General features: G+C 35.1%; 20 protein-coding genes. 3 read left to right on the top strand and 17 right to left on the bottom strand.

What is annotated here, in order from left to right:
- The first annotated feature begins 167 nt into the window (after positions 1–167).
- Genes C1724_RS09970 through C1724_RS09980 form a run of 3 tightly spaced genes read left to right on the top strand, consistent with a single transcriptional unit; the run spans position 168 to position 2,477 of the window.
- Entirely contained in the window at positions 168–308 is a 141-nt protein-coding gene (locus C1724_RS09970; RefSeq protein WP_102346515.1) for a cytochrome c oxidase subunit 2A, read from the top strand.
- A gap of 34 nt (positions 309–342) precedes the next feature.
- Entirely contained in the window at positions 343–822 is a 480-nt protein-coding gene (locus C1724_RS09975) for a cytochrome c oxidase subunit II (protein ID WP_102346516.1), read from the top strand.
- On the top strand, positions 822–2,477 hold the full coding sequence (locus tag C1724_RS09980; RefSeq protein WP_102346517.1) for a b(o/a)3-type cytochrome-c oxidase subunit 1: 1,656 nt from the start codon (positions 822–824) through the stop codon (positions 2,475–2,477). The genes C1724_RS09975 and C1724_RS09980 overlap by 1 nt, the downstream gene beginning before the upstream one ends.
- A 63-nt stretch (positions 2,478–2,540) precedes the next feature.
- Here the strand turns inward: C1724_RS09980 and C1724_RS09985 are convergent, their stop codons facing one another.
- The 17 genes from C1724_RS09985 to C1724_RS10060 form a co-directional block, all read right to left on the bottom strand.
- On the bottom strand, positions 2,541–4,058 hold the full coding sequence (locus C1724_RS09985; protein WP_102346518.1) for a carboxypeptidase M32: 1,518 nt from the start codon (positions 4,056–4,058) through the stop codon (positions 2,541–2,543).
- 51 nt (positions 4,059–4,109) lie between these two features.
- On the bottom strand, positions 4,110–6,071 hold the full coding sequence (locus C1724_RS09990) for an ATP-dependent DNA helicase (protein ID WP_102346794.1): 1,962 nt from the start codon (positions 6,069–6,071) through the stop codon (positions 4,110–4,112).
- Between the two features lie 261 nt (positions 6,072–6,332).
- Positions 6,333–7,472, bottom strand: coding sequence for a THUMP domain-containing class I SAM-dependent RNA methyltransferase (locus C1724_RS09995; RefSeq protein WP_102346519.1), 1,140 nt, complete (start codon positions 7,470–7,472; stop codon positions 6,333–6,335).
- Between the two features lie 504 nt (positions 7,473–7,976).
- A complete protein-coding gene (gene gpsB / locus C1724_RS10000) occupies positions 7,977–8,279 on the bottom strand; it encodes a cell division regulator GpsB (RefSeq protein WP_102346520.1) in 303 nt (100 codons plus the stop codon).
- A 106-nt stretch (positions 8,280–8,385) separates the two neighbouring features.
- Positions 8,386–8,952 (bottom strand): DUF1273 domain-containing protein, encoded by a 567-nt coding sequence (locus tag C1724_RS10005; RefSeq protein ID WP_102346521.1) that lies wholly within the window; start codon positions 8,950–8,952, stop codon positions 8,386–8,388.
- Positions 8,953–9,235: 283 nt separating this feature from the next.
- Positions 9,236–9,628: a CotD family spore coat protein gene (locus tag C1724_RS10010; protein ID WP_102346522.1), complete on the bottom strand. Its 393-nt coding sequence runs from the start codon at positions 9,626–9,628 to the stop codon at positions 9,236–9,238.
- A gap of 124 nt (positions 9,629–9,752) precedes the next feature.
- A complete protein-coding gene (locus tag C1724_RS10015) occupies positions 9,753–11,036 on the bottom strand; it encodes a ribonuclease H-like domain-containing protein (protein ID WP_180994218.1) in 1,284 nt (427 codons plus the stop codon).
- A gap of 51 nt (positions 11,037–11,087) precedes the next feature.
- The gene (locus C1724_RS10020; RefSeq protein ID WP_102346524.1) at positions 11,088–13,364 is read right to left on the bottom strand and encodes a DEAD/DEAH box helicase; all 2,277 of its coding nucleotides are present in this window, start codon (positions 13,362–13,364) and stop codon (positions 11,088–11,090) included.
- 327 nt (positions 13,365–13,691) lie between these two features.
- Positions 13,692–13,967: a transposase gene (locus C1724_RS26385; protein ID WP_374703430.1), complete on the bottom strand. Its 276-nt coding sequence runs from the start codon at positions 13,965–13,967 to the stop codon at positions 13,692–13,694.
- A complete protein-coding gene (locus tag C1724_RS10025; protein ID WP_374703431.1) occupies positions 13,964–15,142 on the bottom strand; it encodes a transposase in 1,179 nt (392 codons plus the stop codon). The genes C1724_RS26385 and C1724_RS10025 overlap by 4 nt, the downstream gene beginning before the upstream one ends.
- 168 nt (positions 15,143–15,310) lie before the next feature.
- On the bottom strand, positions 15,311–16,477 hold the full coding sequence (locus C1724_RS10030) for an LLM class flavin-dependent oxidoreductase (RefSeq protein WP_102346525.1): 1,167 nt from the start codon (positions 16,475–16,477) through the stop codon (positions 15,311–15,313).
- A gap of 4 nt (positions 16,478–16,481) precedes the next feature.
- Entirely contained in the window at positions 16,482–17,276 is a 795-nt protein-coding gene (locus tag C1724_RS10035; protein ID WP_180994219.1) for an alpha/beta fold hydrolase, read from the bottom strand.
- A 322-nt stretch (positions 17,277–17,598) separates the two neighbouring features.
- Positions 17,599–18,069, bottom strand: coding sequence for a tripartite tricarboxylate transporter TctB family protein (locus C1724_RS10040; protein ID WP_102346527.1), 471 nt, complete (start codon positions 18,067–18,069; stop codon positions 17,599–17,601).
- Positions 18,062–19,552 carry a tripartite tricarboxylate transporter permease gene (locus tag C1724_RS10045; protein WP_102346528.1) on the bottom strand — a complete coding sequence of 497 codons (1,491 nt, stop codon included), beginning with the start codon at positions 19,550–19,552 and terminating at the stop codon, positions 18,062–18,064. The genes C1724_RS10040 and C1724_RS10045 overlap by 8 nt, the downstream gene beginning before the upstream one ends.
- Before the next feature lie 148 nt (positions 19,553–19,700).
- Positions 19,701–20,801 carry a tripartite tricarboxylate transporter substrate-binding protein gene (locus C1724_RS10050; protein ID WP_102346529.1) on the bottom strand — a complete coding sequence of 367 codons (1,101 nt, stop codon included), beginning with the start codon at positions 20,799–20,801 and terminating at the stop codon, positions 19,701–19,703.
- A gap of 244 nt (positions 20,802–21,045) precedes the next feature.
- The gene (locus C1724_RS10055) at positions 21,046–22,023 is read right to left on the bottom strand and encodes a PhnD/SsuA/transferrin family substrate-binding protein (protein ID WP_102346530.1); all 978 of its coding nucleotides are present in this window, start codon (positions 22,021–22,023) and stop codon (positions 21,046–21,048) included.
- Positions 22,024–22,401: 378 nt separating this feature from the next.
- Entirely contained in the window at positions 22,402–23,322 is a 921-nt protein-coding gene (locus C1724_RS10060; protein ID WP_102346531.1) for an NAD-dependent epimerase/dehydratase family protein, read from the bottom strand.
- Between the last annotated feature and the right edge of the window lie 8 nt (positions 23,323–23,330).

Genomic DNA, 23,330 nt, shown 5'->3' on the forward strand with positions numbered 1-23,330 from the left:
ACTCAATTATTTCAATTTTACACTATAAGCACAGTGCTAACAACAGCAATGAACGTTTTGTGAACTATAAATAAATGTGATGGATTCGATGGTTATCTTTTGTAATATAGAACTAGGCAATGATATATATCAATTTTTACTAATTTATTTGAGAGGGGTGTGAATAGATGGCAAAGCCAGAGCTACACCAAAAAACTGAAATTGAGGATAAAAATTCTTTAAAAGGAGCATTAGCCTCTGTAACAATACTTGGTATTTTCTTTCTCGTTTCATGGTTTGCAGTATGGAATCTATTCGTATCGCGTTAAATTTTAGCATTTTTTGAAAGGGGTCATTGAATCCATGCATATTCATAAGTATGAAAAAATTTGGTTATTATTTGGTATTGGTTCATTATTAGTATTTACCATTGTTATTGGCGTTAGTGCATTTTATATGGGAAATCAACCACCAAGCTGTTTAGTAACGGTTGACCCGGAAAAAGTAAATACAACTGCTCCCTTTGATCAACCGGGACTTAAGCAGGTTGGCGAAAGTGAGTATGAATTGGTTGTTGTAGCATCGGCTTTTAACTATGATGTTGGGCCTGAAAAAGTGATCCAAATTCCTGTCGGGTCAACAGTAAACTTTATCGGCACAGCAACAGATGTTGTTCACGGATTTAATGTTGCAGGTACAAACGCTAACATGATGTTAGAGCCTGGTTACATTAATACCGTAGAATCGACTTTTAATACGCCTGGTAAATTTACAATTGTTTGTAATGAATATTGTGGTCTTGGTCATCACTTAATGTACGCAACAGTGGAGGTGGTTGAATAATGAAAGGTATAGCTAGTATTGATAAAAAAGACGCAAAATTAAGTATGGCCCACCTATATGTTGCATTTATAGCTTTACTATTAGGTGCACTGGCCGGATTACTTCAAACCTTAGTTCGTTCCGGTAAATTTACTTTACCAGCTGGTATCGATTATTATCAAGTTTTAACTGTTCATGGTGTTTTATTAGGGCTTGTGTTAACTACTTTCTTTATCATTGGTTTTATTCTAGCAGTTCAAAGTAAAACCTGTGGTACATACAGTAATGGTGAACGTCGTTTTGGATGGATTGGTTATTGGATGATGACTATTGGGGTAGCCATTTCAGCAACCTTTATCCTTTTAGGTGAGGCAAGCGTTCTTTATACAATGTATGCACCATTGATGGCACATCCAATGCACTATATTGGACTTACATTAGTTGTTGTTGGCAGCTGGGTTGAAGGTTTTGTAGTATTTGCTCGTCACGCACGTTGGAGAAAAGAAAATCCTGGTCAAACTTCACCATTGTTAAGTTTTATGGCTGTAAGCACGATGATCTTATGGTTAGTAGCTTGTTTAGGATTAGCAACAACGGTATTAGTACAAATTATCCCTTGGTCTCTTGGACTTGTACCAACAATCGATATATTAATTAGTAGAACATTGTTCTGGTATTTCGGTCATCCTTTAGTTTATTTCTGGCTGTTACCTGCATATATGGCTTGGTATGCTATTGTTCCAAAAATCATTGGTGCTAAGATCTTTAGTGACTCTCTAGCGCGATTATCATTTGTTTTATTTATATTATTCTCAATTCCAGTTGGTTTCCACCATCAATTACTTGAACCTGGTATTGACCCATTTTGGAAGTACCTACAGGTAGTTTTAACATTCTTAGTAGTAATTCCTTCATTGATGACTGCTTTTTCGTTATTTGCTACATTTGAATTGCGTGGTCGTGAATTAGGTGCTACTGGTTTGTTTGGCTGGTTTAGAAAGTTGCCATGGAAAGATGCTCGTTTCTTTGCGCCATTTATGGGTATGTTATTCTTTATTCCTGGTGGTGCCGGTGGTCTTATTAACGCATCACACCAACTAAACCAAGTCGTTCACAATACAATTTGGGTTACAGGGCATTTTCATCTAACAGTCGCATCTGCTGTTGCACTAACATTTTTTGGAATTACTTTTTGGCTCGTACCATCGATTACAGGACGTAAATTAACGCCAAGTATGAATAAATTAGCTATAGCGCAAGTTTGGTTCTGGTCTATTGGTATGTTATTTATGTCAGGCTCTATGCACGCTGCAGGGCTATTCGGAGCTCCACGTCGTTCAGCATTCTCAACGTATGCAGGTAACGAAGATTCATTAGCTTGGATCCCTTATCAAATTGCACAGGCAGTTGGGGGTTCAATCCTATTTATTGGCGCTTTATTAATGGTTGTAATTTTTATTAATCTTGCATTTTTTGCACCAAAGGGTGAGCAAGAATTCCCAGTTGCAGAAGTACATCAAAACGCTGAAAAAGTACCAGCACTATTTGAAAACTTTAAGCTTTGGATTGCCATAACATTTGCATTAGTACTATTCGCTTATACTATTCCATTTATCGATATGATCCAGAACGCACCTCCAGGATCATCAGGTTTTACAAATGTAATTGGCAGATAAATATGGAAAAAATCCCCTTTTAAAGGGGATTTTTTATTGATAGCTCCTGTAGAATGCCTTTTATTATAAGTTATAAATATTTTTGTATTTTTCTTCTAAGTAATTCGTTAAATAACTTGCATTAAGGCCTTCACCTGTCACATCATTTAGAATTTCTAACGGTTTCTTTAACTTTCCATACTTATGAATTTTTTCCTGTAACCATTCTCGAATTGGCAGTAAGTTTCCTTGTCTTAAGTGCTCCGAAAAGTTCGGGATATCATTTTCCATTGTTGCTTTAAATTGAGCTGCATATATATATCCTAATGCATATGATGGGAAATACCCAAAGCTCCCTCCTGCCCAATGTACATCTTGCAATACCCCTCTTGAAACTTCATCAGGACGGACCCCAAGGTACTCTTCCATTTTAGCATTCCATACTGCTGGTAGATCCTTTACCTCAATTTCATTATTAAATAACCCTTTTTCAATCTCATAGCGAACCATTACATGTAATGGATATGTTAGTTCGTCTGCTTCAATTCTTATTAGAGATGGTTTTGATTCATTAATCGCTTTATAAAAATCATTCAGTGGAACTGAATCGAATTGTCCGGTAGAATACCTTTTTAATAGATCATAGTACTTTTCCCAAAAATGGATGTCTCTTGCCACAATATTTTCCCAAAATAGAGATTGGGATTCATGAATTCCCATTGAAGTACCATCCGCTAATGGTGTACCTACTAGTTTCGGTGATATTCCTTGCTCATACAGGGCATGACCACCTTCATGAATAGTTCCAAATATTGCAGTTCTAAAATCCTGCTCGTCATATTTAGTTGTTACCCGTACATCACCAATATTTAAGGTAATGGCAAATGGGTGAACGGTTTGGTCTAGTCGACCTGCATCAAAATCATAACCCATTTCTTTTAGTATTTCTAAACTAAAAGCTCGTTGCTGCTCTTTTGGAAAATGATCATACAAAAAATCTGTAATCGGCTTATGTGGTGAATCGTCAATCTTTTTCACTAATGGTACAATTTTTTCCCGCAGTTCATTAAATGTCTGGTCAAGTATTTTAACTGTCATGCCAGGTTCATACATATCAAGCAAAATATCATATGGATTGCCACCTTCTTTAACTGGCCCCCAATATTGAAGGAACTTTTTATTATACTCTACTAGTTCTTCCAAATATGGACGAAACATCTCAAAATCCGATCTTTCCTTTGCCTCTTCCCATATCGATTCTGCTTTTGACTGAAGAATAACATACTTTTTATATTCATCCTGAGGAATTTTTTTGTTTTTTTCAAATTCCTTCTTACATTCTTCCACTGTTTTTCTGGTAATGTCCGATAGTCCTTCTGCACCTTCAAGTATAGAAAGGTATTGCTCCATTTTCATTGATGTGGACATTTGAAATACTTCCTCAGAAATTAATCCAATTACCTCCGAACGTTGTTCTACCCCTTTTTTTGGTGCACCTGTTCGGAGGTCCCAAAACATTAATGATAGTGCTTCATTAAAAGCTGTCATTTTTTTCACATACTCTAAAAATTCCTTCTCCGCATCCTTTATCGATTGCGTCATTAGTTCCCCTCCACATCAATTTTTATAATTAATTTATATTACATTTATTTATCAAGATAAGTAGTGAGCCTTCGTTGGAAGGGATGTTAATATCTTATCAACTACTTTATCATTTTCCCCGGACATAAAGATTGTAACATTACCACGATCCTCATGGGCTCGAATTAGTCTACCCACACCTTGCCTTAATCGTAAAATCATATATGGCACATCCATCTCCCAAAACGGATCATCAAAAAGCTTCCGTTTCGCATCGAAAACAGGATCATTTGGTGGATATGGTAACGACCATATAATAACATTTGATAGTGAAGGGCCAGGGATATCTAGGCCTTCCCATAAATGAACAGAACATAAAATGGCTTGTTCATTATTTTGAAACTCCGAAACAAGCACACTGATTTCCTGATCTCCCTCAAATAAAAATGGCCACTCAAGGCTTTGACTAGCTATATAGTCTCTAAATACCGCTAATTCCTCTTTTGTTCGGAATAATACGATAGCACGACCATTCGTCTCCTTTATTTGCCGAACAGTCCATTCACATTTTTCAAGTGATGTGAGCTCAGTCCTTACTTTTGGTATGTAGATATTCATTTGCTCATCATAATTAAACGGTGATGCAACAGAAAAGGACAAATAATCTTCAATCCCCAAACTGTTAGCCATATAGTCAAAGTTTCCGTTTTGCGATAATGTTGCAGAAGAGAAAATAATTGGCTGTTTCTTAGCAAACACACTTTCTTTTAATATGGACTGAACAGCGCGTGGCATAATAACAAGTGTCTGAACAAGCTTTTCTTCAGTTACCCACGCAATAACATCTTCAGTATTTAATAGTAAATTAAGGGCAAATTCTGTCCGATCAATATGTTCATCAACGATATGGAGTAAGTAATGTTCGATTGTATATGTTTCACTCTCAAATACTAATTCATCTGCTAACCTAGCCAAAATATCTTTCAACCTTCTTGCTTCGACCATAAGTTCTGTAGTAAATACAATCTCTTTCCGGTGTGAACCTTCTATTCTTTTTGTTTGTTTTGAGAGAAGATCAAAAAACAATGCATTTTGTTCAATTGTTCCTTCAACTAATAACGCAAATTCTTCGCGGATATCATTCTCTAATAATCTTGTTAATATTTCATCCAAAACTGTTTCCTTGATACGATATGTCAATGCCTTTTGTGCAGCAAATTCAACTAAGTGACCTTCATCAAATACTACCGAACTGCTTTCAGGCAATAAAGGAAGCTGTCCCTCACGCTTTCTAGATTCATATGTCCATACATGCTCCATGTAGAAATCATGCGAGCAAACAATTAAATCCGTTGTTTTCCGATAGTAATCCCGTGATAAAGTTTGTCCACATCGATGACGTTTTTCACAAGCAAAACAATCTTTAAAAGGATCCCACGCTACTTTTTCCCATTCTGGATCACTTAAATGTGCGTATTCTTTTCGATCACCGTAATGGTAGAAAGACTGCATACCTTTTGTTTCACTAACAAAGGACGGAAGAGAAAAGTGGATATTCTCGAATTTACCATTAGAATCCTCAACTAATGCCTCATCCAACTTTTGTAAGCATAAATATTGATCAGGGGATTTGGCTAGTCGTACATCTATATTTAAGCCGAGATGCTTTTCAAGTTTTTTAATATCGCCCTCTTCCTTTACTAACTGCTCAATTAAGGTTTCATCTGCACAAGCAATAATGGCTGGTTTTCCAGTATAGCGAGCGTAACATATCGCATATAAAAGGTATACAAACGTTTTTCCCGTACCTACACCTGCTTCGGCAAGCATTACAGCTTTATCTTTAAAAGCTCGTTCTAATTGAAAAGCCATAAAAATCTGTTCATCCCGAACTTCAAAACCAGCTTCAGGTAGTACATCATAAAAAACATCGCCTATCCAATCTCCAAGTTTTTGATAAAAATTTTCTGATTTTGAAAAAGTAAAAGGAATCCGTTCTAATGATTTCAAATTTTCCCCTCCGTGAGAATTCATTTTCATTATATGTTGTTTCTTCAAAGATATCACCGTAATAGGTCATGAAGAAGAGATCTAATAGTGTAGATATTACTATCTTATCCTTAAAGATTAAATACGGCTAAGCATCTACAGTAGGTTCGATTGCAACAGGCTTCCGCCCAGTATATACATGCTAGTAAACTGAGGTGAATTTTTTATTAAGCAAACGAACCAGATGCTGTGTTTACTACATCTGGTTTTTATACTTGTTCTATTCCAGTTGGCCCAAGAGCTGGCTTAGTTTTTCGGTGGTCTTTTCCCCCAATATTGATAATAATCTGTTCTAATAAAACCGTTAAAGAGCTTTCGTTTTTTCGTGGCTGGTCTTCCATAAAGTTTCTCAAAGTCTGGATGTGATGTTAGGATATAGATGGACCAAGTATCCAACGGTGCAAAAGCCTTACCCATTTGTTCATACATCGTTTCAACCGCTTTTTTCTCACCAATTCGCTCCCCATAAGGTGGGTTCCCAACCATTACGCCGTATTCTTTCTTTGTAGTAAAATCCTTAACTTGCATTTGCTTGAATTGAATCATTTCACCAAGACCTGCTTCGAAGGCATTTCCCTTTGCCATTTCAACCATACGATGGTCAATATCAGACCCAGTAATATCTAATGGCTGATCATATTTTGCTAAATCCTCAGCTTCTTGAAAAGCTTTTTCCCAACTTTTTCTTCCAATCCAATCCCAATTTTCGGATACAAACTCCCGGTTAAAACCTGGAGCTATATTTTGGCCAATAAGAGCTGCTTCAATTGGAATCGTACCTGAACCGCAAAATGGATCCACGAACGGCTTATCCGCATTCCAATTTGTTAATAGTACTAATGTTGCGGCTAACGTTTCCTTAAGCGGTGCCTCCCCTTGGTCAGCCCTATAGCCGCGTTTATGTAGCCCTGTACCACTTGTATCAATTGTTAACGTAGCAATATCCTTTAAAAGTGCAATTTCAATTCGAAAAAACGGGCCATTTTCTTCAAACCATGTTGTCCTTTTATAATGCTGGCTAAGTTTTTCAACTACAGCTTTTTTCACAATTGCTTGGCAATCTGAAACACTATAAAGCTTGGATTTCACAGATTTTCCAATTACAGGGAATTCTCCATTTTCAGGAATAAAATCCCCCCATGGCAATGCTTTTGTTTTTTCAAATAATTCATCAAATGTAGTAGCTCTAAACTCTCCCACTTTCAACTTAACTCGGTCAGCTGTTCGTAACCATAAATTACTCCTACATATAGCTGAGACATCAGCTTCAAATGTTACTTTTCCATTATCGACCTGTATATTGTCATATCCTAGATCTTTCACTTCTTTTGCAACAAGAGACTCGATACCCATTGCTGCAGTAGCTATTAAAGTTATTTTATTCATAATTCGACTCCTAATAAATAAACTGGGTTGGGCAATAGGAAAGCTTTAAGCTCATCTAATCAAATGCATTACAATAAATGCTGCATTAACTAAGTAATAAACATAATTTGATTATTCCTTTTTAATACCCTCTGCAATAGTTAATATATACCAAGTTTTCATTTCTTTCACATACCACTTCTAAGTATTTCCATTTTTACATTTTTTAAAAACTTTACTGCTCAAGTCCTGTATGTTAATACGTATACATTGAGTCTTAATAACCTCAAACCCTAACTATAATTAGTTAGCTATTTAATGATTCCTAGTTATTTATATTTTAATAGAGTTATTTACTTGGTTAAACCTAAGTATAAATAGACTCTATGCAAAGTTTAGTAGTATAGTCTGAACTAATAAATTAAGTGAATCACGTGAAAAAGCTCTCTCTAATCTAAAGTTGTTAGAGAGAGCTTATACAAAACCACTCCATACTGGCTTACCTATGTATCTTTGTATTCGTCCTTAGTCAAAAAGCTTGCTACCAAATACATGTTTTTCCAGGTTAGAAAGGCGCTTTAAGATATCGTAATTTGTATTGCCTATACTTGATGTATTTGTGTTCTTCTTTTGGCCTTCTTCTAATTGTTTTTTTAATCGAAGATTCTCTTGCTGTAAAAGCTCAATTTCTTGGTGAAAGGTTTCATAATCCTTAATAACTAAGTCTAAAAATTGATCAACTTCATCCTGATTATACCCTTTTAGTGATGACTTAAAGTCCTTTTCTAAAATTTCCTTCGCAGTTAATTTAACTTTATCTGAAAGCATGTAATTTCACCTCTACAATAATCCCGCTTACTATTAGCTTTCTCTATTTTTTCAAAATATAGCTTAATTGTCAATTTATCTTTATCAAAATGGGACAGTTTAACTACTACCAATAATTCGGATCCTCAAACCGTTCTTCCTCTGCTAAAATCTGAATATCATACGGTGTAATGGTTTTTATAATAAAACTACCATCCGACTTCAATTTCCGAGTTGCTATATCTAAAATATATTTTGGAGTACCTCCTTTTTCGTCATCAAATAAAATTAATAATCCATCACTTTTAGAGATAAAAAATTGATTTTTAAGGCGAAATTGCGTCGGATTTTCATATTTCCTTTTTGTAATACTATCAACAAAATCAGCTTGAGATACAATAAAATGATAATATTCTTTCTTATCTTCCTTCCAATTTTCTTCTTGATCAAGAAAAGGGGTTATGACACCAAGTTTCAATTGTGGATGTTGTTCCTGCAGCTCAAGAACTACTTCAGCAGCCCATAATTCAACTCCTAATTGTCCACTAATAATAACCCATTCAAGTCCGTTTTCATCAATAAGCTGTTCGATGTTTTTTTTAATTGCCAGTTTTATATATTTTAAACCAGGATGTTTATCATTAAATATTCCAATTTCATGCGGTTTATAACCAGTTACCGTAAAAACACTCATCCTTAACCTCCTTCAATGAATCTATAAAATTATGAATGAATAAAATAGGAACTGTTCCAACATCCAATTATATTGTATACCATTAAGTGTACTTTAAATGCATGAATACTTATATAATTATTATATAAGGACCTTCATGATTATTAAAAAGTTTAAGTGTAATTACAAATACACTTCAATTGCCCATAATCTTATACTTTATCCCTTTAAGAAGTTAAAGTTTTTTTAAGTATAAAAAGGAACTGATCCTATAATAAATAGGATCAGTTCTTGTTGAAATAAATTAACGTCTCCAGAATTGCGGCGGCATTCCTGGGCCTGCAGCTGGCATTTGTGCTCCTGGCAATCCTCCTGGCATTGGGCCTGGCATTTGCGCCCCAGGCATTCCTCCTGGCATTGGGCCTGGCATTTGCGCCCCAGGCATTCCTCCTGGCATTGGACCTGGCATTGGGCCTGGTGCCGGTGGGCAGTTAAAATGCACATGCGAAACATCATTTGTATGAGATGTTGTGTGCGGGTAAGAATGGTAGTGTTCAAAAACTTTATGGTGATGATATGTTGTATGGGACGGGTGAATGTGTGGTACTTGGAAAACCTCAGTATCATGGACATTATTACATTTTGTCGGACTTACTATCGGACTTAACACAGTTGGGCGTGGATGATGACAATGCATATCCTCATTTCTCCTTTCATCTTATAGGTTCACTAATAACCTATGTAAAAAGAGGTGTACATGTACTAATGCAAATACCTAATTTAAGGTGTTTTCCCTATCTTTTTCAAGTTTATCCACCCAATTATTGCAATTGACACTTACTTTTTAAACGTTCAATCCTTTTAGTAAATTGAAGTTTTTCCTGACCTGACTTTCTTAGAAGCTTTCTTTGGGCGCTCCACGTCTCATAGCCAAGGTTCGCATAATAAAGAGCTTTCTCAAAATCCCGCCATTGATGTTCATACATCTTCGATAATTCTGTTGTCACTTCAACATCTATCATACTTTCATTGCTTAATAGTTTCTCTAATAGTTCCGTAGCGTAATGGTACTCCTTTTTTTTCTTGTATATTAATGCTAACGCCTTTTGTGCTTTTTTGGAGACAATTTGTTTTCCTAAAGTTAATTGTTCATAAAGAATAATAGCCATATTTATATTACCAATTGATTCAAACCAACGCGCTATTTCATAGCTTTCCTCGATACTTATTTTTAAAGAAGTATCATGCAATATTTTTTTAGATATATGAATGTACAACGAAATTAATGAAAGAACATCAATTTCATTATGTGTTAGTACTCCTTGCATAACTTTTGGGGTTGAATCTTTTAGAAAATCGAAATAGAGCAGTGGCGCTAACGCTCCTGGAACATCTCCCTCTCGCTTTATATCCAAAATTTCCTTCTCAACTATTGATAATCGGATAGAAGGTAATTTATTTTTCCATAATCTTCTTGACGCATGTAATAAATCAAAATGACCAAATGTAGGTAATTTAGGAACTTCATCCCTGATTAGAGTATGCCGCGTTTTTATTTGAGGCCAGTCGAAAGCTTTGCCATTATATGTCGTGAGTCTCATAGTTTCATAATTTTTTATATCTGTTAAAAAACCCTGATACAATGCAACTTCACTACTTGGATTGGGCAAAAAGTGTTGTTTTACTGTTACATAATCTTTATAAACACGTGCATAGCCAATTAAAAATATTGTGTTTCCGACACCACCGCCAAGTCCCGTTGTTTCTGTATCAAAAAATATCATATCGGAAGAGGTACCATTTGAAAAAGTTAATGGATGCTGAACACCTTTATCCTCCCACATATCCATTACTTCGAAAAGTTCAGAAAAGCGATGGAGGCCATGTTGAAAATTAATTGGATAGGTTTTTTCCCGGATAATTGAGTAATGATCATCAAAATAATATGGTTTAGCCTTCATCACTTTCCAATCATCATTAAAAGGAACATCTATCGTACTGGTAATATCCTCTGGACTTAGGTGGGTAGAATCCTGCTTCTCCATATATTCTTCTGCCTTTGTTATATGCTTTTTTAGTCGATTTAATTTCCCTTTTAAAGCCATTATGAAATACTCCTTCTTCACTACGTTTAACACCATTCCTGCTTGAAAAATCTATGTTGATGTTGAAAACATTTCTAAAAGCTTTAATGTAACCTCTTTTGCATCCTGATCAGCCGTATCTATGCCAATACATGATGGACACCCCGATTCACAACTACATTTAGAGATAATATTTTCCGCTTCAGCAAGTAAATCCTCCATCACATCGTATACCTTCTCACTAAGACCAATTCCCCCTGGATAACGATCATAAAGAAATATCGTTGGGAGTTCAGAATGAACAGCTTTAACTTGGGGAACTACATGGAGGTCTGATGGATCACACATTACATGTAATGGTGCTACATGTCTTAATAGATTAGCAACACCAATTAACCCTTGTTCAAGCTTTTTTTCCGTTAATTCCTTTCTTAGATTTTCGCCAATACTAATCCATGCTGCGTTCGTATGGAGCTCTTCTTCAGGAAGGTGAATGGGACCTGACCCTATATTTTCATGGGTTTCAAATTTAATTTTTTTAAATATCGTTGCCATTGCTTGGACCATCACTTCACCATAAGAAATAAAGGTATCTAAACCCTGTCGTTCTTTATCGACCTCTAATACTTTCAACTGAACTGCTAGATTGGCATCTGTAAAATAGTCTACGTTTATTTCACGAACAAACGCTTTCTTTTCCTCCCAATCTAGCTTTTCAACTTGATATTGGACACCTTGATGTAGATAAATAGCTTCCTCATGCAATAATGTCATAGCACTAAATCGGTCCATCTCACCGATTACTTTTACATGTGCGACGTTTGACTGATCTATAATAACAATATTTTCTTGCGATGCTGAACGGAGACTAATATTATGGGCTGGAAAAGATTGATTCATCCAAAACCACTTACCATTGTTAAAATGGAGAATTTGTTCTTCCGTTAAAAATTCTAATATTTCCTCTAATTCAAGTCCATCAAATGTTTCACCTTGCTTAAATGGGAGCTCATATGCAGCACATTTTAAGTGGTCTACAAGGATAATTAAGTTATCCGGATTAATTCTAGCTGTTTCAGGGCTACGGTTTAGGAAATACTCTGGATGTTGAATGACATATTGATCTAATGGACTTGATGACGCCACCATAAAAATCAAGGATTCATCCTGTCTCCTACCGGCACGTCCTGCTTGTTGCCAAGCACTAGCAATGGTGCCTGGATAGCCTGTCATCACACAAACTTGTAACTGACCAATATCAACACCCAATTCAAGTGCATTTGTACTGACTACTCCATAAATATCCCCATTTCGCAAACCCTGCTCGATTTCACGACGCTGTTTCGGCAAATAGCCTCCTCGATATCCTCGAATTGATTTTGAACCTAGTTCTTTTAATACAAGCTCTTGTAAATAGGTTAGAAGAATTTCAACTCGCACACGACTTCTTGCAAAGACAATAGTTTGTATTTTATTTTTAAGAAATTCACTCGCAATATTTCTAACCTCGAGTGTTGCACTGCGACGTATATTCAATGGCTTATTCACAACAGGCGGATTATAAAAAACAAAGTGTTTTTTACCCGAAGGAGCCCCGTTATTATCAATTAATGTGATAGATTCACCCGTAAGCATCTCCGCCAATTCCTTTGGATTTGCAATCGTTGCAGATGTACACATAAAAATTGGATGACTGCCATAGAATTTACATATTCGTTTTAGTCGTCTTATTACATTTGCAACATGACTACCAAAAACACCACGATATATGTGGAGTTCATCAATCACAACATACTTTAAGTTTTCAAAAAGTGAAACCCATTTTGTATGGTGTGGGAGAATGGCAGCATGCAACATGTCTGGGTTAGTGATAACAATATGTCCAGCCTTACGTACTTTTTGTCTTATATTTGCAGAAGTATCTCCATCGTACGTATAACTATTTATATCTATACCAAGCTCTTGAATCAACTCGTTTAATTCACTTTTTTGATCTTGTGCAAGTGCTTTTGTTGGAAAGAGGTATAAAGCCCGACTATTTGCATCATCTATTATTTTTTGTAGTACAGGTAGGTTATAGCATAATGTTTTTCCCGATGCAGTTGGCGTAACAGCTGCAAAGTTTTCTCCCCTGCTGACTGTTTCAAATGCGTCTGCTTGATGTGTATATAGCTCTTGTACGCCTCTTTTTTGTAGTGCACTTATTAACCGACTATCTATTGAATGAGGAAAAGAAACTGTCCTCGCTTCTTTTTCCGGTATAACATGCCAATTTACAATATTACTAGAATAGCGCCCATTATTTTTTATTTGCTCCATGACTTGTTGTAGGTTTTGTCTAATATACATTAAATCACCTCATACATCCTATTCTACCGAATAGGCGTTCGTAGTGTAAACTATTATTCATTAGTCCACATAATTTTTTGTTTCCAATAAGGATTGGAATGAAGAGAGGAATATGAAACAACTCATCAGCTTATGAAATGTCGTTAAAACGACTTGGTCTTTACTAATTTTTAAAAAGAAAAAAGCCCTTGAAAATTTGAGGGCACTGAAAAACCTGACGGTTTTTCAAAGTATCAAGGATAACAGACAGAAAAAGACGACTCAAATTCAAAAACTGAATTTATTGAGTCGTCTTTTTTTGATATTTTGACTGTATAATTCTTTTACTTAATCCATTAACTTCAGTATTCTTTTTAAATTTACTGCGAATATTGCCATTGCTCCTTGCATCTCCATGCCAATTAGACCCGAGGATTTTGCAACATTATACCCGTGTCTGTTTTTCAATTCACTATTTTTAGCTTCTATTTTGTAGCGCTCTTTCGACTTTTCTTTAAAATATTCACTTTCTTGAAAGTTCATTTGTTCTGTATGTACATCGGATTTAATCGATACAGAATAACTCTTACTCTTAGCGCCCTCTTTGTAACAACTTTCCTTCAAAGGACATATCTTACATTTTTCCACATCAAAATAATAAGTGTCAACTTGATTAGTTGATACACACTTTTTCCCTTAACGTGCTTTTCTAATTGCCATATGCCCAGCCTTGCAGACATACAGTCCTGCATCTTTGTAAAATCAAATTCATCTTCTTTTTTTCGGCAGCCCTGCGTAACTGCTGGATTCAACTTAGCTACGAACTTTATTCCATTGTGTTTGGTATACTCAATATTTCCTTTTTCTGAATAAGCTGCATCTCCAATTATAGTCTTAACTTTCATTCCTGCACGTACCGTTTTTTCCACTATAGTCTCTAATTGTTTTCCATCATTTTTTTCACCAGTTGTTACCGTTGCTGCAGTAATAATTCTTTCTTCACTCATACCTATATGTGTCTTATAACCAAAAAAGGAAGAGTCCGCCGACTTATGCCCAATCTTCGCGTCTTCATCTTGTGAAAGTTGTAAATGTTCTATATCATCATCCAATGTCTCTTTTAAAAGATTTAATTTTTCTTTAACTTTTGGATACTCACAAAGTATTTCTTCCTTTTCAACTACCTTAACTAGTTTTTGACAGTATTCTATCTGATCTTCTAATACATCAGAATTGGTTTTGCTTGGAAATTTACATTTCATATTTACATCTATTTGGTAAATCGTCTTTCTAAGTAATTTCGATCGGTCCATCAAAACTTCTTTTGCTGATTTTTGATTATAACGAGCTCCTGTATGTGTGGCGTCCACAATGAGAGATTTACTTTTTAGAATGCCTTTAGCAATTGCAATTTCAACAGTTTTATTTATCAGTAAATCTAAAAGATTAATATCTTTTAAACGTAATTTCCGAAACTTCGTTAAAGAACTTGGTTCAATCACTGGGTCTTCTGGTGCCATATCAAGAAAATATTTAAACGACATATCATACTTTGAACGTTCAACAATATCAACATCGGATATATTGTAAATGGATTTTAACAATAGATATTTAAACATACGAATAGGGTGGATCGCATTGCGTCCATTATCATGACAATATTTATCTTCAAGTTCTTCATAAACAAATGAAAAATCGATTAGATCGTTTATTCTGCGTAGAAGGTTATCCTTTGGAACAACCAAATCATAAATTTGCATATATGGACTTAAATTCATCATCTCTTGTTTTTGTATCATCCAATCCACCCACTTGAAATTGATACTATAATTATACAAGAAAAAAGGTATAATTCCTCAAATATATGAGAATTATACCTTTTTAAAATTTTAAGGACTTTTTCAGTGGCCTCGAAAATTTTAGGGCTTTTTTCGTTGGTTTTATTGAATTTGGTAAAATATTTCTATTTAGATTTGCTTTGCCTTAAAAACACTTGGAACAAATTCCTTTAACTTTGGCATAACACCTTCTGCAAATCGATTCATGTTTTCAATTACTTGTTCATGTGGCATTGTACCAAATTGGAGCATTGGAACAACAATTCCACATCCTACTCTTTCTGCCACTTCCATCAACGATTCTGCAACAGTTTCGGCACTTCCAACAATTGCATACTTAGTTTCTATTAATTCTTCATAGGACTTACCGCGGGTAGCGCCACCTTTCATTTTTAAAACTGCTTCCATTGAACGTTCTGTTAGGTATCCCGGCGGGAACAGAGATTGAGGTGGACGATGTTGAAGCTTTTGAACAAGATATTCTAAATGTGGTCTAGCGTTATTGTAGGCCTTTTCATCTGTATCATCTATATATACAGGCATTGCCCATCCTACTTGATCTTCACTTGGAATATATCCATACTCTTCTTGACATGTTTTATGAAAGCTTCCCAATACCTTTTCAATGTTCTTTAACGGACTAAATGTTTGCAGCAATGTATAGTGGTTTTCAGCTACCCATTCAATTGTTTCTCCACTCCCTTGAGTTGGTATCCAAATTGGAGGATGTGGCTCTTGATATGGTCTTGGCCATGGATTAACATATCTAGCAGTATAATACTCTCCATTCCATTCAAATGGACCTGGTTTTGTCCATGCCTCAAGAATTAAATCATGTGCTTCATGAAAGCGATCTCGCGAAGTTGTAGGATCAATTGGGAAAACGTGGTATTCACTTCCAATCCCTCTTACAAATCCACAAATGATTCTGCCCCTACTCATGTTATCTAACATTGCAACTTCTTCGGCTACTCTAAGTGGATGCTGTCGCAACGGAAGTGCATTCCCAAGTAGTGCAATCTTCACCTGCGATGTCCTTTGAACTAATGCTGATGCAACTACGTTTGGACTCGGCATTAAACCATATGCAGTTTGGTGATGCTCATTAACGCAAATGCCATCAAACCCTAATTCCTCCGCATAACAAAGCTGATTTAAATAGTTTTCATAAAGTTCAGCACCTTTTTTAGGATCATAATTTTGATTAGAATACGTAACCCATGAAGACACATTATTCTCTTTAAAATCCTCAGGTAAATACTGCCATGGCATTAAATGGAACATGAATACTTTCAAAGCTCTACCCCCTATCACTAGTTTTAAGTAAGTTTTGACTCAAGAAAAGTTGCATAACCTTTACAATTTTTTCAGGTTGTTCTACCTGTGGGACGTGTGAACTTTCAGAAATATATACTACTTGTGCATGCGGTATATATTTCTTGAACTCTTCTGCATATTCAGTTGGTACAATTTGATCCTCTTCCCCCCACAATAGTAGGGTTGGTACATTAATACGATGTAACCGATATTTCAATTTTGGATCATGAAAGCGCGGTGTCCACGCTAATCTTGATGTCATAGCTTGCGCTCTTGCCAGCTCCAAAAAATCAAGATCGCTTTCTAATTTTTTGCTTGAATTATAATACCTTAACCCCTTATGTTCTTCCTCCGAAATCATATATATATCTGGATACTTGACGTCGTTTAAATATAAGCCCATAGCATCTAACAATACCAAACTTTTAACCCTTTCAGAGTATCGACTAGCTAGATCAGCAGCAAGCCATCCACCTAGAGAATGTCCTATTAAATGAACAGACTCTAAATTAAGCGCATCTAAAATGTCTAAAAAATAGAATGATAAGTCATCCATAGTTTTAAGCCATTCCGGTCTTTCAGATTCTCCAAATCCTGGGAATTCAACCGCAATTACTCTAAAGTCATTCGATAACTCATCCTGAAAAGGATGCCAATCTTTTAATCCATTGTAGTCATGTAGATAAACTAATGCTTCCCCTCTCCCTTTTTCATAGTAGCGAATGATATTTCCGTTAACATTTAGTTTTTTAAATTCTATTTTAGTAAGCTGAGTCAAGTTACTCCACCTTTCTAATTGCAACTTGTATTTTCATAATAATTATAATATTTAGAATTATTTAATGGAAATAAATCTTTTCTATTGATTTATTGAATAAATCTTTGTTACTCAAAAGTAAAGAAATGTTCTATCAGGGAATCTATCAATTCTAAGTGGAACTTTTGGTTAAAATGCAGAATTAAATAATGGGGAGTAAGAGCAGGTAATCTATCTTCTGAAAAGGTCATCCTGATTGAATATAAAGGGGTAGACGGTTTTGTCAATAGACATTCCATCTACACCCTAATTCCAAAGCGAAAGTTTTGATAAAACCAGTTCTCTAGATTAATCTAAAAATAACTCCTTCATAAGGCGCAATTTGAAGAATCTTAATAAAAAATATTTGAAAAAATAATAAGGTTCCTCCTGCTAACGCAATCGAGTGAATCCAACCTTCCTTATAAAATAATCTAGACATAAAGAGCAGAAATAACGGGATTGCAATCATAAAACCCAAAAGATAGATAAGCACTGTAAATAACATTAACCAACTAAAAAAAGCTAAATGTTTATTTTTTAATATACGTATAAAAGATACTGAAGAATTTTCATTTTGCACATCGCCATTGTCTTTTAGTCTCTCTCCAATAAATAGGTATAAAAGATATCCACCTGTTAAAATTATACCCGGGATTATAATCATAACTGGCATCCGCTTACTGCCTGCTATTAATGATTGGCTATCGATTAAGAAAACTATGAAAACCAGTAAGATTAGTATTAAAAATAAGAAATCTATTTTTTTATTCATTGCCTGTCCCCCTAATTTTTGTAAACCAACCTTTAATTAGTGGAAATGTCCAAGTTAATATTATTAAAACTAGCAATAACATACTAATTGGTCTAAAAATAAAACTAAAATCATAGATTCTCATTGATAAATTTAAGTAATGCTCTGCCATGCCACCTAGCACTATTGCAATTAAGAATATTGCACGCGAATAACCATATCGTTTCATCACATATCCGATTATACCGAAGAAAAATGCAACAATTATATCCCCAATATGATTATTAGTAACATAGGCACCAATGGTTGCCAATACAATGATGATTGGAACCATTAACGATGCTTTTAGATTAGTCAATTTGATTGTCCACCATGACATTGGTATTGAAATAAGAGCCCCGATAATGTTTCCAGCTACTAAAACCGCAACCATTAAATAAATAATTGGTAGATTGTTTTCAATCATATCAGGTCCAGGCTGTACCCCCCAGATCATAAAAGCGCCTAATAGTAATGCCATAGCAGCGGAGCCTGGGATACCTAATGCTAATGTTGGCAGTAATGAACCACCCTCTTTTGAATTATTTGCACTTTCGGGCGCAATAACCCCTTCAATTGCACCTTTGCCAAATAATTTTGGGTTTTTTGAGGTTTGAACAGCATGACCATATGCAATGAAATTTGCGGTTTCACTACCAAGCCCCGGAATGATGCCTATTAGGGTACCTATGACGCTACACCTAAAAACTAACCACCATCTTTTAAAAGATTCAAGAAAGCCAAGCCACATATCAGAAAATGTTTGCTTCTTTTCAGAAATAGCACTTGCTTGCTGGATAGACAGATCCGCCATTTCTGCAATTGCAAATAAACCAATTACTACGGGAACCAATGGTAATCCATCCCATAAATACATAGAATCAAACGTAAAACGTGGAACACCATAGGACATATCCATCCCGATGGTAGATAGTAGCAATCCCAAAACTGCTATAATTGCAGCTTTAATTTTCGATGTATCCTCACCAATAACAGAAATAAGTGACAAACCAAGTAACGTTAACATAAAATATTCTGGCGTTCCGAAGCTCAAGATGACTGGACGTATAACAGGAATTAATATTGCCAAAAATAACGCACCTATAATACCGCCAAGACAAGAAGCAGACAAATTTGCGCCTAATGCATAACTTGCCTTGCCCTGCTTATTAAGAGGGTAACCATCAAACACGGTAGCAGCAGTACCTGGTGACCCTGGAGTCCCAAATAAAATGGATGTGATCGAACCGGATGTATTAATGACTGCATGTGCAGAAAGTAATAATGTAATACCTGGAACTAAATCCATTGTATAAACAAATGGCAACAACATAGCTAACGCAAAAATACCACCTAATCCTGGTATGACACCAATAATCACACCAAATAAAGATCCTAGTAACAACATCGTAACAGTTTGCATGTTTCCTAGTAATTGTATACCTTGAATCAGTTCACCAAACATGGATACCTCCTCCGATGATTAACATCTCGGTTAATGTGTTTGATTAACCCTAGAACTATGGATGTCACCCTCCGCTACAAACAAAAAGTTAATAGTTCTGAATGTAACGGAGGTCTAACATCTATACGTTCAACAGGTAGTTTTTGTCTTACTTTAATGTTGCTCTCTCTTCCTCAAGCAACTCTCCTAACCTAGAAGGTGTATTGTTCTTAAGATCAGCCATCAGGTCTGAGTATTCTTTGCCATCCATCCAGTTAATTGGTCGATCTGCTTTTTCCCATTCTTCAACTATTTTAGGATCTGTTAGAATTTGATTTAAAGTATCTTCTAAGAACTTTCTTTTACCTTCATCTAAATCTGGTGGTGCAGCTATAACCCTTCCAGCTGCAGTCATGTTTTGAAGTGATTTGAATAATTTATTATTTTCTTCTCCTTCTATATAATCGGCAATTACTGGAATCTCAGGTAATTCCTCTGACTGTCGAAGTACTAAACCAATCGGTTGGAAATCTCCAGATTTAAATCCTGCAATACGTTGAGGTAATGTAGCATAAGTTCCATCTACTTCCCCGTTTAAAACCGCTAATTCCATTTCTGCTGAACCACTGTAACCAGGAATAATTTCAAATGGAATTCCTAGTGCTTCCTGCATGATGACTAAACCCGCAAACAAATTATCAGTTGGAGCTCCTACAGCAAATGTAATTGGCTGTTCAGATTTCATCAAATCTTCAATACTTTTATAATTCCCACCATTCTTTGTGTAAACGACCATATCCTCTTCATTCACACGTCCTAAATAAGAAAAACGATCAATATCGTATTGAACACCTTCTGATTCAGATCCAAATAAATCAGAATTTACAATTTGGGTGCCATTTAATATCCCGATTGTTAATCCATCATTCTTTGAATTAAAAAGCGTATTCGTTCCTAGATTCCCTCCGCCACCAGGTAAATTTTTCACAACAAGTTTTGCACCTGTAAGTTCCTCAAGTTTTGGAGCAAGTGAACGAGCAACTGTATCATATCCTCCACCAGGATTATATGGCACGATAAAAGTTATCGTTTTTCCTTTAAAGTATTCTGAACTATCATCTTTTTGTTCCTCAGCTGTATTGGTAGATGGGGTATTCGCATTAGAAGAAGAAGAGCTAGTTTCAGTTGATGTTGTTCCAGAAGAGCAAGCACCTAACATACCAGTTAATAATAGCAAAGCTAAAATAAGTAGAAATTGCTTTTTCACCATTCATGAAACCCCTTTCAATGTTAAGCTTACAAATCAAACAAGACTAGAGTTACGTCGATTGTTATTTTTGATAATTTAAAATATTCAGAAAAATATTTCCGTAACTATACCTTTTCCTCATATATTAATAGGTGAGACTATGAGAAATATTGATATTAGTACTACTTTTAGTATCACTCCCTCCTAATCTCTTTAAATAGGTTTTAAGACTGCTATCACCTCCTTCCATTACCAAGTCGTAGTTCTAAATAAGTTGCGGACTATTGTCAAGTGTTGTATGAAAAAATAAATGTTCTAATGGTATTGATTGTTTCATCATTCCTTGGTCTACTGAATATTGTATTAACTTTTCTAAAGGTTTTCGATTAACCTCCAAACCAATTGGCCATGGATCTCTACCTAATATGTTATGTTGTTCTTCTAGTAGTTCTCGAAACCAAGCCAAACTAATAATTCTTGGATCCTCCATTCGTTTCCATGCATTATTCTTTGACCTTTCAAAAGCTTTTACTAAATTAGTGGCTACCCACGGATTGTCGTCTAATACTGACTTTTTAATAACAACAGTATGCATAATTGGAAAAATATTTGTACTGTTAAAATATTCAATTTCCTCATGTTTATAATTTTTAAATAATCGGTCTATATTTGGATTTCCATCTAAAAATGATTGTGGCATATCTGGATATATAATTGCTTCCAATTCCTGATTACGTAACATAGAATCAATGTTAGCACCTTTCGGGATACGTTCAATCTGGAAATCACTAGGAAACTTTATTTCTAAATCCTCTGGATCATGAGTAAACCATTTAATTGACCGAAGATCAACGCCATATTCTTCTTGTAAGATTCCACGAGCCCATACCCCCATTGTAGCTTGCCAAGTTCTAACACCAATTCTTTTACCTTCCAATTGTTTCGGAGAGTCAATCTTATTATTAGGGTTAATAAATATAAAGGAATGGCGAAAACGACGATGTGGAAAGACAGGAATTGCAATATAGTCCTTTAATTCATGACTTTTTGAAATTAAATACGAGCTCATTGACAGTTCAGCAATATCAAATTCATCATGTCGCATCATTCGCCAATGTCTCTCACCAGATCGCATTGGTAATACCGTAAGATCAATGCCGGCTGCTTCTACTTCACCATTTATTAGGCTATGATGAATATCATAATCACCTATAGCGGCTGTTAATTTTATGTTTTTTGACATATGTAATCCTCCTCATTTTTGTTGCAAATTTTCACGCTCAACATATGTAAGTCATAATATTCCTAATTATTATAATATTTTGTATATGAAAATAGAAATAGATATTTTCTATTAACTTATTTAAAATTCCTAAGATGTGAGTCTTTTAGTAAAGCTTGTCCAAAAAAATGATTAAAACATTTAAAATGTAAAATTAGGCATTTGTTGGAATGCCAGTATATTCACCTCTTTAATTTGGCATTAGTTTTGATACCCTTCCGAAAAAAAATCACTTCTTACCTTGTATATTTTAGAAGTGATTCCTTATTTAAATGTTGATGTTATTATAATGGAAGGAATTCATTTTATGGCCAATAGTATACATACTTAAAGTGATCACTATCTATTATTTTGCTGATTTTTCCACCATGCTATCGTTTCATCTAATCCCTGTTCAAAAGAATAATTTGGGTGCCAATTTAACTCTTGATGTAAACGTCTTACATTAGCAACTAATGTTTTGGGTTCATAGTTATTTATTTTGATAGCCCCTAACTTTATTAATTCTGGATGCCCCATACGTACGCCAACATTCATTATGATTTCATTTAAGAGTTTTGATTTTCCTGTACCTATATCAACTGTTCCTTGAATATTGCTATCCAATAGTTCGGTTAGGGCGGATGCAACATCTTTCACATATAAATAATCTCTGTAAAAATTACCATTCGAACATTTTGCTTCACTATTTTGAAGGATACTGTTTATAATAGTAGGGAATAGTCGTTCCTTATTCTCATATGGGCCAAATGTATTATATATACGCCCCCATGCACTGCTTATATTTGTTTCATTTGTAAAAAGTATCATATATTGTTTCAAAATATTTTTACAATTCCCATATACATTTACGCCTGTATTTACCTTAATTTCTGCCTCGGTTACTTCAAGCCCCATAGATAAATACTTTTCCATACATGTTCCTGCCATTACTAGACGCATTCCACCATTATTATGAAAAGCATGTAACATCCTTATACTGGATTGTACCCACAGGAAGTTTTTTAAGGACGACTTGTATGTTCCTGGTGTTAACTCCCATGCTAAGTGGAGTAAATAATTAGCTTTTATACGATTAAATAAGTCATCAACTTTTTCGTAATCGAATAAATTAATAAGGTGCCAATTACATTCATTATTAATAGTTACACGATCTGGATTAGACGAAATTGCATGAACTTCGTAGCCCCGTTTAAGTAATTGTTCAAGTACATGTCTTCCGATAAATCCACTAGCTCCCGTTACAATCACTTTTTTCATTCATGTAA

The organism is Bacillus sp. Marseille-P3661 (genome assembly GCF_900240995.1).
Taxonomy (GTDB): Bacteria; Bacillota; Bacilli; order Bacillales; family Bacillaceae_J; genus OESV01.